Below are 13,461 nucleotides of genomic sequence, written 5' to 3'. Positions count from 1 at the left end.
TGTTGTTATAAATAAAGCAGAATAAATTTTGGAGCAGACACGATGTCGAACATGCAGCTGGATACATTAAGACGCATAGTCCAAGAGATTAATGCGTCAGCCAGTTTGCATGAATCTTTAGACATAATGGTCAATCAAGTGGCAGAAGCCATGCATGTGGATGTCTGCTCAATCTACTTGCTTGATGAACGAAACCATCGTTATTTACTGATGGCTTCTAAGGGTTTAAACCCTGAAGCCGTTGGGCATGTCTCTTTGCATACCAGTGAAGGTTTGGTTGGCTTAGTGGGACAACGTGAAGAAATCGTCAACTTAGACAATGCTCCCAAACACGAACGCTTTATGTATCTGCCAGAAACAGGGGAAGAAATTTACAATTCCTTCCTCGGTGTTCCGGTGATGTATCGCCGTAAAGTTATGGGCGTCTTGGTGGTTCAAAACAAAGAACCTCAAGACTTTAGCGAAGCTGCCGAATCCTTCCTCGTGACCCTATGCGCTCAGCTTTCAGGGGTGATTGCCCATGCACATGCCGTCGGCAATATCGAAGTCTTTCGTAAGCCGAATAATCTGCCAGCGTACAAAACCTTCCAAGGCATTTCAGGTTCAGGCGGTATTGCCCTAGGTCGGGCAGTTATCTTATATCCACCTGCTGACTTGGCTTCAGTCCCCGATCGTGAAGCCGATGACATTAGTGAGGAGCTCGAATTACTCGACAATGCCATAGACGCAGTTCGCCAAGAAATTCAGTCGCTTGATGAAAAAATGCAAGATGCCCTCATGGCTGAAGAACGGGCATTATTTAGCGTGTTCTTACGGATGCTCGATGCCAATGCCCTCCCCGCGGAAATCAAAAGTGAAATTCGCGACGGTAACTGGGCACAAGGTGCTGTTCGCATTGTCATTGATAAACACATTGCGCTCTTTGCACAGATGGAAGATGACTATCTCCGTGAGCGTGTTTCAGACTTAAAAGATCTGGGGCGTCGTATCCTGGCTTTTTTACAAGAAGCAGATGCCAGTCACCGTGAAATCACCGATGAAAGCATTTTAATTGGTGAGGAAATTTCTACGGCTGCCTTGGTTGAACTCCCTGTCGATAAAATCGCAGCGATTGTGACCACTGAAGGTGCCATGAACTCACACATGGTGATTGTAGCGCGTGCTCTCGGCATTCCAACTGTGGTTGGTGTGACTGAACTTCCGATTAACACCCTTGATGATGTCGAAATGATTGTCGATGCACATCAAGGTCGTGTATTCATCAATCCACCTCGTCGTTTACGCACACGTTATAAAGAAATTCAAAAAGAAGAAGAGCAAATTGCCAAAGACCTAAAACAATACGAAACCAAAGATGCCATCACCCCTGATGGCGTCGCGGTTCGATTGTTTGTAAATACCGGCTTGATGATCGATGTAGTTCGCGGTGTACAACGTGGCGCCAAAGGTGTCGGCCTATATCGTTCTGAAATTCCATTTATGCTGCGTGATCGCTTCCCAGGTGAAGAAGAACAACGGGCGATTTACCGTCAACAGCTCAGTCATTTTGCCAATAAACCCGTAGTGATGCGTACCCTCGATATTGGTGCAGATAAAGACCTGCCTTATTTCTCAATTGAAGAAGAAAACTCTGCACTGGGTTGGCGTGGGATTCGCTTTACCCTTGATCATCCTGAGATTTTTTCAGCCCAAATTCGTGCCATGCTCAAAGCCAGTATTGGCCTGAACAACTTGCATATTTTGCTGCCGATGGTGACCAGTGTCAGCGAAGTCGAAGAAGCGTTGTATTTGCTCGATCGTGACTGGCAAGCGGTGCAAGAAGAAGAACAGGTGAAAATTACTAAACCCAAAATCGGCATCATGGTCGAAGTGCCGAGTGTGCTATTACAGATCGATGAATTTGCTGAATTGGTTGACTTCTTCTCAGTGGGATCAAACGATTTAACCCAATATTTACTTGCGGTTGACCGTAATAACCCACGTGTTGCCAATGTCTATTCACACTCACACCCAGCCGTACTTCGTGCGCTGACTCGTTTGGTGCAAGAATGTCATAAATACGACAAGCCGATTAGTATTTGTGGGGAAATGGCTGGTGATCCACTCACCGCTATTTTATTGATGGCAATGGGCTTTAATACCCTATCGATGAGTTCGAGTAATATCCTGAAAGTTCGTAAAGCCATCTGCCATGTGCCGATGCCAGATGCAAAAGAGCTCTTGAATCGTGCCTTAAGCATGAATAATCCACTGATGGTGAAAAGCTTAATGGAGTATTACTTTAAGACTCATGGTCTAGGTGATATGGTGAAATCAGCGACACGAATAGTCAGTTAAATTATAAAAATACAGACCAATAAAAAGGGAGATAATCATTCGAATATCCCCCTTTTTTGTGCTTTGCATAGCCACGTTTTGCATTTTTCTTTCGATCTACAAAAGTTTGGCTTTTGTTAAAATCATTCATGTGTTTTGCCACGAAGTTGCGAACTTCAACTTCTGGCAGGACTTTTTTCTTTGCCATTTGCATTCACCTTTTGCCTATACAGCACCCTCGTGCTGTAGTGCATATATTGGTCTATTTTTAGATTTTTTCAAGCACTTTCCTATGGCTTTTTGATACAGCGTCGTTAGTCCCATGTCCATAAAAAATTGTTTTCCCACATTATTCCCATCTCCAAAACCCTCTCCCATTAAGAGAGGGAAATACATTGTATTTAACTTGCGAAAGCCCGTTCCAACAAACGCTCTACATCGACCATTTTGGCATCCAACATCCCCACCACTTGCCCGTGTTTAGCGCTATAACGGCTTTGAATAAAACCATTCGCTACATAGTCAGGCGCATAGCGTTTCAGTAAAACTGCTTGTGCCAAAACTGTTAAGCGACTGACTAGGCTACGCCCCATAAATTGTAAATCTTCAGGTGATTGATGAAATGATTTAAACAAGTCTTGTAACTCGGTTTGCAGGGTTGCATCTGTATTTGCTGTAGCGGCTAAATCTTTAAATAATACTTCGATGGACTCAGGATCACGCCCAATCGCACGCAGTACATCCAAACACATGACATTGCCTGAACCTTCCCAAATGGTATTCACAGGTGCTTCTTTAAAAATGCGCGCCATGATGCCGTTATCAACATAGCCATTGCCGCCAAAAACTTCCATCATCTCACCAGTTAGTTCGACTGCACGTTTACAAATCCAAAACTTAGCTGCTGGGGTCATAATGCGTTTCCATGCCACAGACAAGGCATCATCTGATTCATAGCACTGCGCCAAATGGAAACTGAGCTGCGTCGCTGCTTCACTCTCTAAAGCCAAATCTGCCAAAACTGCACGCATTAAGGGTTGTTCAATCAAATGTTTACCAAAAGCCTGACGCTGACGGGTATAGGCAATGCATTGCACCAAAGCTTGACGCAGCATGGCGCTCGAACCGACCGAACAGGTCAGACGGGTATAATTCGCCATTTCAATAATGGTTGGAATGCCACGCCCTGCCTCACCAATCATAATGCCCCACGCATTTTTGAATTCGACTTCCGAGCTTGAATTACTGCGGTTACCGACTTTTTCTTTTAGGCGTTGCACCTGAATATTATTCTTCGTGCCATCTTCCAACCAACGCGGCACAAAGAAACAAGCCAAGCCATCTTGTTCGGTTTTTGCCACCACCAAATGCGCATCACACATCGGTGCAGAGAAAAACCATTTATGCCCCGTGAGTAAATAAGCTTTGCCTCGTCCTGTTTCTGCTACAGGCACAGCTATAGTTTCATTAGCACGTACATCTGAACCGCCCTGCTTTTCGGTCATGCCCATACCGAGCCAAATCGACTTTTTCTGCGCAATCGGTACATCGCGTTCATCATATTCAGTCGATAGTAGTTTCTCGCCAATTTTGGCCCACAGTTCAGGTTCGCGCTGAATGAGTGGAATACTGCCGAGCGTCATTGAATTTGGACATAAATTGCCGCACTCGACCTGACCTGCTAAATAAAAACGTGCTGCCCATTCCACCCATTTTGCCTTGGAATTTGGCTGATTAAATGGATGTGCATGGGTATCAAACTGGCGGTTGAGTCCCATCCATTTATGCCATGAAGGATGAAACTCGATAAAGTCAGTACGGCGGCCTCGCGCATCGAAGGCATGTAAAATTGGGGTATGTTTGTTGGCTAAAGCCCCATGCTTAAAGTATTCACTCGAACCTGCCACTTTGCCCATTTCGCATAAAGTCGGCTGATCATGACTGCTGCAGCGTTTTAAGATTTCATGTAAAACCGTATCGCTTGAAAATAGATTGTAGTTTTCTAGTTCATCAAATTGGTTGCTGATTTGATGCGTCATCCATGGCAGTTCTAATGTATTCATCGTCTATATTTTCCACTTGTTCCTGTTGGCTTTTCATTTCAGTATAGAGAAAATTTAAAGCATAGACGTTCGGTTTTCAGCGCTTAACAATATGAAGAATTCAGCCATTCAAATACGGCGTAAGCCGCGTCAATCACGTGCAAAGCTCACGCAAGAGGCATTGCAGGAAAGTTTTGTTCGGCTTTTGCATGAGCGCCCTGCCGACAAAATTACCATTCGTGAAATTACCGACCTTGCTGGTGTCGGTTTAGGCACCTTCTATGAATATTTTTCTAAAAAGGAAGATTTGATTGCGCTGACCATTCATTTACATGTGAAACACAATGCTGAACAGATGAAAACTTATGCACAATCGCTGATGAAGTTATCCACAGATTTGGATTTTCAAGAGTATTTACAGCAAATCATCCACTTTCAAATTGAGCAAATTCAAGCGCAGCAGTTTTTATGGTCACAGGTGTTTTTATTGGAACGGCGGATTTCAGATATTGAAAGTTACCGTAAAAGTTATGTCATGATGGTGCAAATGTGGCAACACATGCTTAAGCCTTTTATAAATAACGAGGAAAAGCTCAAGCCAATGGCTTTAAATATACAAAGAGTGTGTTATGGCTTTGTGTCGCAAAGCTTGTTGATCGTACCCAACTTTACTGAATGGGATGAATTAAAGCGAGATATAATTCATATGTTGCGCGATTAGACTTCGCGGACAAGTCTAATGACGTTTCAAATGCATCAGTGAATAAAATAAAGTCATGTTATTTACAAAAAAACCGGCTCTTAAACCAGTTATTTTAGATATTTAGGAAATTCATTTTTCGGTAGAAGAAAATCATTCATCACTTGGTTCATCCTTCAATAAAAGTGCTTTAGAAGTTAAGCTTTTATTGCCAGCTTACTTATCTCATTTATACGCCTTTGCAATGCTGGCCAGTTGTAAGCTCTTTAAAAATTCAGCCGTATATTTTGGACTATGGCCTAATGCACCCCGAGGATAGCCATTTGGGATCGCCTGATAACTACTGGCAATTTTTATTTGCACACTTTCTGGTAATAACTTTGAGTACCAAGGTGATCGACTAAATGGTCTGCGGCGCCTTAAACAAACATCAGTGTTACGGTTAGGGTCTTATATTCAATCGACTGCCGTTTTAAATAGCTTAGGGATGGCCTTAAGTCTGAATTTTTTAAAAGATTGGCTGAGGTGCTTGTTTTAACTAATTTTTTATTTCTGATAAACAGCGTTTACGGGCCTGATTTAGTAAAGACTGCATATCTGGACTAACCTGTTGAACTACATTGATCGATCTGCTTCGGCTGCTTCCAACAACACGCTGGGGAAAAATGCCGCTACATTGGTATCTGGATTTGGATTGGTTTCTACGTATTCAGCAATACATTCATATTGATAACCACCCGGTGCCAAGGGTATTGCAGCTTTAAAATTTAATTCAAACGCATCTTTTTGTCCCTGAGCTGCAACCGCAATCACAGCTGCACCACCTTGACTATGCCCCATCACCATCCAGTCTTTACTAAATTGCCTCGGCTTCCAAGAATGCAATGCACGCACAGAATGCACCAAATTATAAACTTAACTGACTACATTCATATGAGGGCGCAGTTTTGGCTTACCCAGTCCTTATAATCTGTTGCAACCACTACATAGCCATGCCTCAAACAACTGTCGATTGCACCATCTATGACTAGTTGCAAACTATATACAGGCCCATTGTATAATCACTTGAAGGAGCACTTGTATCAGCCACACGAGTCGTGCCATGTGCTCATGCCAATACGGTCCAGTCTTGTTTAAGTGCTTATCCTTTTGGGCGTAAAATATATCCCGAGGTCAAAATGGGTTCGCCATTAACCCCCTCAACTACGATATGCGATCACGTAAGGTTGCCTAGTATGTTGATATGATGCAGGAATCGATTCAAGTTGGAGTGACAACACCTGACCTGACAACAATAAAGATAGGTGTGCCAACCATCACCCCATAAAGAATTTATTTACAATTTTCTAAAACAACTTAGACCACTTGCCAATATTTCTTCAGCTGTATTTTTAGCTTATTTTAAGTATTAAATAATGTCTTTAATGTTGAAAAACTCTCCAATATTAATAGCTCAAAAATGTCTTTCATTAACTAGAATCAGCTAAGAAAACCTATATTAAGGCCAAAATCCATAATAAAAATATGGATTTAGATATTTCGTCCTCTTCTACCTATCATAGCTATATATTTGAGTTTAATTCATCGATAAAATATTAAAACAAAATATATAAATAAATAATATAAATTCAATAACTTGATTCATCGAATTAACCATTTATTCAAAACTATTTTTCCATTTGTCAAAAGCCACAGAAAGCTTTAGAGTCAATAAGTATATAAAGATTTTTAAGCTTTTAACGGCTACAGTTTTATGACTTATCTTCGATTGATTGCTGCTTGAAAAATTTTAGAATGAGAGAAAAACTGTTGTCACATTGTCACTTTAAAATGAATTAACAAAACGGTTAAGGTCATGTGCTGTTGAGCGTGTTATCAATTGAAATGTTATAACTCCCAACTTTAATACATGATTATAATAATGGAGATACTCAATGAGCGACGACGTTAAAAAATGTCCTGTCACCCACCTAACAACTGATGCTGGTGCTCCTGTTGTAGACAACCAGAACAGTATGACGGCAGGTGCACGTGGTCCTTTACTTGCCCAAGACCTATGGCTTAATGAAAAACTCGGTAATTTCGTTCGTGAAGTAATTCCAGAGCGTCGTATGCATGCCAAAGGTTCTGGTGCTTTCGGTACGTTTACCGTGACTAACGATATTACCCAATATACCCGCGCTAAAATTTTCTCAGAAGTTGGCAAAAAAACTGAACTTTTTGCTCGTTTCTCTACCGTAGCGGGTGAGCGTGGTGCTGCAGATGCAGAACGCGATATTCGTGGTTTTGCCCTTAAATTCTATACTGAAGAAGGTAACTGGGATTTAGTTGGTAATAACACCCCTGTCTTCTTCCTACGTGATGCTCGTAAATTCCCTGACTTAAACAAAGCAGTAAAACGCGATCCTAAAACCAATAAGCGTAGTGCAACTAATAACTGGGATTTTTGGACTTTACTACCTGAAGCTCTACACCAAGTTACGATTGTGATGTCTGACCGCGGTATTCCAGATGGTTACCGTCATATGCATGGTTTTGGCAGTCATACTTTCAGTTTTATTAATGCCAATAATGAACGCTTCTGGGTTAAATTCCACATGCGCACTCAACAAGGCATTAAAAACTTAACCGATGCTGAAGCTGAAGCGATTATTGCCAAAGACCGTGAAAGCTCACAAACCGATCTGTTCAATGCAATTGAACGCGGCGATTTTCCAAAATGGAAAATGTACGTTCAAATTATGCCTGAACTTGATGCAGAAAAAGTACCTTATCACCCATTTGATTTAACCAAAGTATGGCCTAAAGGCGACTATCCGTTGATTGAAGTGGGTGAATTCGAACTCAACCGTAACCCTGAAAACTATTTCCAAGATGTTGAACAAGCCGCTTTTGCACCAAGTAACTTGGTGCCGGGCATTAGCTTCTCACCTGACCGTATGCTGCAAGCGCGTTTATTCAACTATGCTGATGCTGCACGTTATCGCGTAGGTGTAAACCATTACCAAATTCCTGTAAATGCACCACGTTGCCCTGTTCATTCCAACCGTCGTGATGGTCAAGGCCGTATGGATGGTAACTATGGTGCAACACCGCATTATGAACCAAACAGCTTCAGCCAATGGCAAGAGCAACCACAATACAAAGAACCACCATTGAAAATTACTGGTGATGCTGACTTGTGGGATTATCGTGAAGATGACAGCGACTATTTCAGTCAACCACGTGCATTATTCAACTTAATGAATGATGAACAAAAACAAGCATTGTTTAATAACACTGCTGGCGCAATGGGCGATGCACTCGACTTCATCAAATACCGTCATATCCGTAACTGTTACGCATGTGATCCAGCTTATGGTGAAGGTGTTGCAAAAGCATTAGGCTTAACTGTAGCGGATGCGCAAGCTGCTCGTGCAACTGATCCAGCTCAAGGTAATCCTGGCTTGCTTTAAGTTTTATCTTTGAATAAAAAAACCACCTTTTAAGGTGGTTTTTTCTTGGCATTAAATATTCCAATTAACTTCTAATTAATCCTTAAACAATCAATTTTTTGCCTTCATGCATGGTTAAAAATGGATTCATTAACTTTGATGTTTTTCGCATTGCATGATGTAAGTCATGTTCAGGTTGGTCTCTAGCTTCATCAGTCAACTGAAAAGTCCGATAATGCATTGCCAATGAACATTTTGACTGTAAATCTTTATGCGCCTGAAAAGCTTCTTCGGGATTCATGTGCAAATATTTCATTAAACGACGTGGCTCATAAGCTCCAATCGGTAATAACGCTACTCGGGGTGCACCTAAGCGTGTATGGATTTGTTTGAAATGTGCGGCATAGCCCGTATCTCCAGCAAAGAAGAAATGTCCTGTACTATGCACGATGGAAAAACCTCCCCATAAGGCATGATTTTGATCTCGCCAACCACGACCTGAACCATGCTGTGCAGGCGTATAAACGATACGCAAATCTTCAAACATTTCCGATTGCCACCAATCAAGTTCAATGACATTGAAATGTGTGGGTAAATAATAAGCATTGCCTAAACCAGTATAAATCGGCATAGCAAATTGTTCATGTAACCAATTCAAGGTTGCTAAATCCATATGATCATAATGATTATGGCTCAGTAAAACCCCATGAATTGTAGGTAATTCTTCTAAGGCAATTCCTGCAGGACAAGCACGTCGTGGTCCAGTCCCTTGACGTGGGCCTGCATACTCCGCCCATACAGGATCGGTCAAAAAATTATATGGCCCAATTTGAATCAAAACCGTCGCATGTCCGACAAACCAAACCAACCAATCATCCATTTTAGCCAATGGCCGATTGTGCGGAATGCTACGCGAAGAAGCAAAAAACTGTTGGTATTCTTGCTCACGATCTACTTTCCATGTATCGCTTTTACGCGTCATGATCCATTTCAGCATATCTTTACGCGTAAACGCATCGGGATTTCGAAGGGTATTAAAGAATTTTTCCCCATTAAAATGGTCAGTTGCCAGATAATCAAATACAGGCTTCGTCCACGTATGTTTCATACAGCTTTTAGTACTGATTTGAAACTGTGCTGATTGAGTTTTTTGATTCATGTGTATTTAAAATTCATTCACTATGCTGACAAACCTTGCAAAGTATTTAACCTCGCAGACCTATTGATCAAGACGACCTTTCATGCGCTCAAGCCAAACCTTCCGAGATTGAGGCTTGACAAAGAGTGCCACAATTTCAGGATGAAGCTGTTTAATTTGTGCTTCAATTCTGTTGACACAAGCTTCTATATCATCTGACGTTAAATTATCTTTAAATTCAAGACTCAAAGATGCCAAAACTTGATGTGCACCCATCTGCTCTGTTAACACCCCATTGGCAGAATGCACTGCTGGATCTTGCTCTGCAACCATCAAGACATTATGCCTCAATTGTGGATCAGCAGTTTCTCCCATGAGCAATCCTTTAGTCTCACGTGCAAGTAAAATTGCTGAAATAGCGAGTACAACCCCAATTAGAATTGATGCCAGACCATCAAGCATTGGCATATTCAGCGCGTGTGATAAATAGATACCGATCAGGGCAATAAACAGACCAATCAGCGCTGCTGAGTCTTCAAATAACACGGTAAATGTCGTCGGATCTTTACTGCGTCGAAATGCTTCAAAATAGCCCTGTTTCCCTTTGATTTTACGAAATGCTTTCAATGCCACAAACCAAGAGGTCCCTTCACACAAAATCGCAATACCTAACACGATATAGTTAATCATCGGATTTTGCATTTCTTCGGGGTGATAAATATGACTAATCCCTTGATAAATCGACACGATCGCACCCAAAGCAAAGACCATCAACGCCACAATAAAAGCCCAAAAATACAGCTCTCGCCCATAGCCAAACGGATGGCGTGCATTTGCTGGCTGCTGCGATTTTTTCATACCGTAGAGCAGTAAGATTTCATTTAAAGTATCAACCACAGAGTGAATAGCTTCACTCAACATGGCCGAACTATTCGTGATATAGGCAGCGACAAACTTCACCAGTGCAATCGCTAAATTGCCGAAGAGCGCTGCATATACCACGATTTTGTTAGATTCAGACATTTAAAATTGTCCTAAATTTATTTTTATCAAACAGATCTATTTGATTTTATAGCTCATTCCATAGTACTCAAACTGACTGTAGCTGTTGTTTGTTATTTTGTTGTTTTTACACCAACTGTCGATTGTTTCGACAATGACATCATGTTCCATGTGAAACACGCTCTTTAGCGAAAAGGTATAGAACAAAAAAGGAAGCCGCAGCTTCCGTATAATTCTCTAGATGTACACGGTTCAACGTACTTTATTAAAATATTGCTCGCGCCACTCTTTCCAAAAGTACATCACAATACCAAACATCACGACCACGATTCCAACAAAGGCATTGGAGCTAATATGTTCACTGTTCAACGTCGCTCCCAAAACCAATGCTATGACAGGTGTCATCACATTACTGAGTGACACCGTTGATGCGGCCAAACGTCTTATAAGCCAGAAGTAACACAGCATTGCCACAATAGATGACATGATCATGGTAAAGACAAATCCAATCATTGCACGGCCGCTTGGCAATTCGGTTGGAAAATGCTGCCAAATAAATGGAATAATGAGCATCGATCCTAAAGCAGAAACAATCAGGGAACCGGTTGCCTGTGACATCGGCTTTAACGGTGCATTAATCTGCTTCACCCAAAAAATCGAACTAATATACGACACCATACTGATTAGCATCAGTACAACGCCAATTGGATTGACTTTGCTATCAGCAGAATCTGCAAAGACAAAAGTTAGACCACCCACTGCAACCGCCATGCCCAACCACTGCAAAGCGACCAATTTATGTGTTTTTAAAATTACATGCCCAATCAAACCGGCAATTAAGGGTGAAAAACCAAAAATCAGTGCCATTAAACCAGAGGTGAGATAATTGGCTGCGAGATAAATAAATAACTGTGCGCCAATCAAATTCAAACTCCCTGCCACATAACTTTTTAATGAGGTTTCATCAAACGGCAAAGGATCACGCATCAATTTCAACAGAAACAGCGCAATAATAGATGCGCCGAAGTAACGGATAATCAACACCCACATCGGATGGATTTCCTGCACACTCCACACAATCGCGAGCGGCGTCGTCGCCCAAATCAGTACCAAAAGAGCATATATACTTGCCGTCAGCGGCAGTGAAGATTTCATTTCATTCTCAAATTTGATTGTTCTAACGACTTAACCTGAAACCCACTATTCAGATCTGGAACTACTCGTAAGACCATTAACTAATAAAGTTTAAGACCAATTATTGTTCTCCCCTTTATCAACTAAATTGGAGGAGTTATGAATGCCACCCGATCGTTTGGGGTATAAGGACTTCTCTTCAAACGATCAATAATCTCCCCTAACCCCTCTTTAAAAAAAGAGGGGGAATCATCCAAACGAAATCCATTCTTCACAAAGACTACTCCCTCCTTTGAAAAAGGAGGGCTGGGGAGGATTAAAACCGTTGAATAGATCTACATAAGCTAAAACTATATACATGGACTACAAAATAGCTTTATAAGTGCGACGCTAAAACTAAAGACATAAAAAAACAGACCTACGTTACCGCAAGTCTGCTCCTCTTAGACATTCAGCTTACTTTACAAGTTTACGTAAATCTTGGCTTAAATCTAAATATTTATCCGCTTCAAACGCCGCATTCTTGCTAATCAATTTTTTCAAATGACGCATCTCTTTTGCAGCATTCACCGTAATACCACCAACAATGACACCGTCAGTTACACCAAACAATACAAATGAAGACTCAGCCGCCAATTCAGGATTAACTTCGCCACGTGCAATCCATTCGCTTGCAGCCATATCACCCACAAATTGATAGTTGATATTCAATTGATCTGTCCAGAACCACGCTGGATTTGGGGTTGGATGTTCAACACCCATTACATGACGAGCAAAGATACCTGCTTGAAGATTGGCATTTTCCCAAGTTTCGACACGACGGTGGTTACCACAGTCACGAAGCTGAGTCGCAACATCACCCGCTGCATAAATATCTGGATGTGAAGTTTGGCAGTTATCATTCACTTTAATAGCAAAATCAACGTCTAAACCTGCATCAACCGCAAGTTGAGCATTTGGCACAATGCCAATACCATAGATCACTGCATCGGCACGAAGTTCTTCACCGCCTTCAAGCGTGATCACCACTTCTTCACCATCAAGCTTACAGTCAGCAATAGAAGTCGAAAGACGAACATCTACACCTGCAAGACGTTGTTGAGCCAATAAGAATTCGCTCAATACGCGTGGAGATGAACGCCCCATCACCATTGGACCCATTTCAATCACGGTCACGATACAGTCTTTAGAACGTGCTGAAGATGCAAGCTCAAGACCAATCACACCACCGCCGATCAATACAATACGGCGACCCGCTTGTAATACAGGCACCAATGCTTGTGAATCTTCAAGGTTACGTAAGGTATAAACGTGTTTACCCAAAGCATCGAAATTCGGTAAACGGCGTGCTGCACCACCGGTTGCTAGAAGCAACTTGTCAAATGCAACAATTTCGCCATTTTTCAGTTCAACTGTTTTTGCATCGCTATGGATTTTCACAACGCCATTGCCACGAATATGTTCAACACCGAGTTCTGCCAATTTTTCTTCTGACAGAATTTCGATTTTGGTCTCTTCAGGTTTTAGAATTACGTCTTTAGACAAAGGCGGACGTTCATAAGGAAGATGTGTTTCATCACCCACCAAAATGATTTTGCCTTCATACTTGTTCGCACGGAGTTCTAAAATGGCGCTAGCACCAGCTTGACCAGCTCCAACAATAACGATGGTTTCGATACCATTTTGGCTCATGGG

10 protein-coding genes are annotated in these 13,461 nt (G+C 41.7%); 3 read left to right on the top strand and 7 right to left on the bottom strand.

All coding sequences use genetic code 11. The features are described from left to right. Positions 1-42: 42 nt before the first annotated feature. The gene (ptsP, locus tag M5F03_RS08920; protein WP_180101444.1) at positions 43-2,337 is read left to right on the top strand and encodes a phosphoenolpyruvate--protein phosphotransferase; all 2,295 of its coding nucleotides are present in this window, start codon (positions 43-45) and stop codon (positions 2,335-2,337) included. Position 2,338: 1 nt separating this feature from the next. Here the strand turns inward: ptsP and M5F03_RS08915 are convergent, their stop codons facing one another. Both M5F03_RS08915 and M5F03_RS08910 read right to left on the bottom strand, forming a co-directional pair. Beyond that, on the bottom strand, positions 2,339-2,524 hold the full coding sequence (locus tag M5F03_RS08915; protein WP_180024481.1) for a DUF7230 family protein: 186 nt from the start codon (positions 2,522-2,524) through the stop codon (positions 2,339-2,341). 193 nt (positions 2,525-2,717) lie between these two features. Continuing rightward, on the bottom strand, positions 2,718-4,379 hold the full coding sequence (locus M5F03_RS08910) for an acyl-CoA dehydrogenase family protein (RefSeq protein WP_249708073.1): 1,662 nt from the start codon (positions 4,377-4,379) through the stop codon (positions 2,718-2,720). 91 nt (positions 4,380-4,470) lie between these two features. Here M5F03_RS08910 and M5F03_RS08905 point away from each other — a divergent pair, with 91 nt between their 5' ends. Next, positions 4,471-5,079, top strand: coding sequence for a TetR/AcrR family transcriptional regulator (locus tag M5F03_RS08905; RefSeq protein ID WP_111884098.1), 609 nt, complete (start codon positions 4,471-4,473; stop codon positions 5,077-5,079). A 594-nt stretch (positions 5,080-5,673) separates the two neighbouring features. Here the strand turns inward: M5F03_RS08905 and M5F03_RS08900 are convergent. Further along, positions 5,674-5,952 carry a hypothetical protein gene (locus tag M5F03_RS08900; RefSeq protein ID WP_249708064.1) on the bottom strand — a complete coding sequence of 93 codons (279 nt, stop codon included), beginning with the start codon at positions 5,950-5,952 and terminating at the stop codon, positions 5,674-5,676. A 1,040-nt stretch (positions 5,953-6,992) separates the two neighbouring features. Here M5F03_RS08900 and M5F03_RS08895 point away from each other — a divergent pair. After that, positions 6,993-8,513: a catalase gene (locus M5F03_RS08895; protein WP_111884100.1), complete on the top strand. Its 1,521-nt coding sequence runs from the start codon at positions 6,993-6,995 to the stop codon at positions 8,511-8,513. An 82-nt stretch (positions 8,514-8,595) separates the two neighbouring features. Here M5F03_RS08895 and M5F03_RS08890 read toward each other — a convergent pair whose 3' ends face one another. The 4 genes from M5F03_RS08890 to hcaD form a co-directional block, all read right to left on the bottom strand. Beyond that, on the bottom strand, positions 8,596-9,651 hold the full coding sequence (locus tag M5F03_RS08890; RefSeq protein WP_078192767.1) for an MBL fold metallo-hydrolase: 1,056 nt from the start codon (positions 9,649-9,651) through the stop codon (positions 8,596-8,598). A 60-nt stretch (positions 9,652-9,711) separates the two neighbouring features. Further along, positions 9,712-10,653: a cation diffusion facilitator family transporter gene (locus M5F03_RS08885; RefSeq protein WP_078192768.1), complete on the bottom strand. Its 942-nt coding sequence runs from the start codon at positions 10,651-10,653 to the stop codon at positions 9,712-9,714. 231 nt (positions 10,654-10,884) lie between these two features. Further along, the gene (locus tag M5F03_RS08880; protein ID WP_168377924.1) at positions 10,885-11,787 is read right to left on the bottom strand and encodes a DMT family transporter; all 903 of its coding nucleotides are present in this window, start codon (positions 11,785-11,787) and stop codon (positions 10,885-10,887) included. Positions 11,788-12,222: 435 nt separating this feature from the next. Next, the gene (gene hcaD / locus M5F03_RS08875) at positions 12,223-13,458 is read right to left on the bottom strand and encodes a 3-phenylpropionate/cinnamic acid dioxygenase ferredoxin--NAD(+) reductase subunit (protein WP_180024487.1); all 1,236 of its coding nucleotides are present in this window, start codon (positions 13,456-13,458) and stop codon (positions 12,223-12,225) included. Positions 13,459-13,461 lie beyond the last annotated feature (3 nt).

The organism is Acinetobacter amyesii (genome assembly GCF_023499985.1).
Classification (GTDB): domain Bacteria; phylum Pseudomonadota; class Gammaproteobacteria; order Pseudomonadales; family Moraxellaceae; genus Acinetobacter; species Acinetobacter amyesii.
This window is presented reverse-complemented; position numbering and strand designations above follow the sequence as displayed.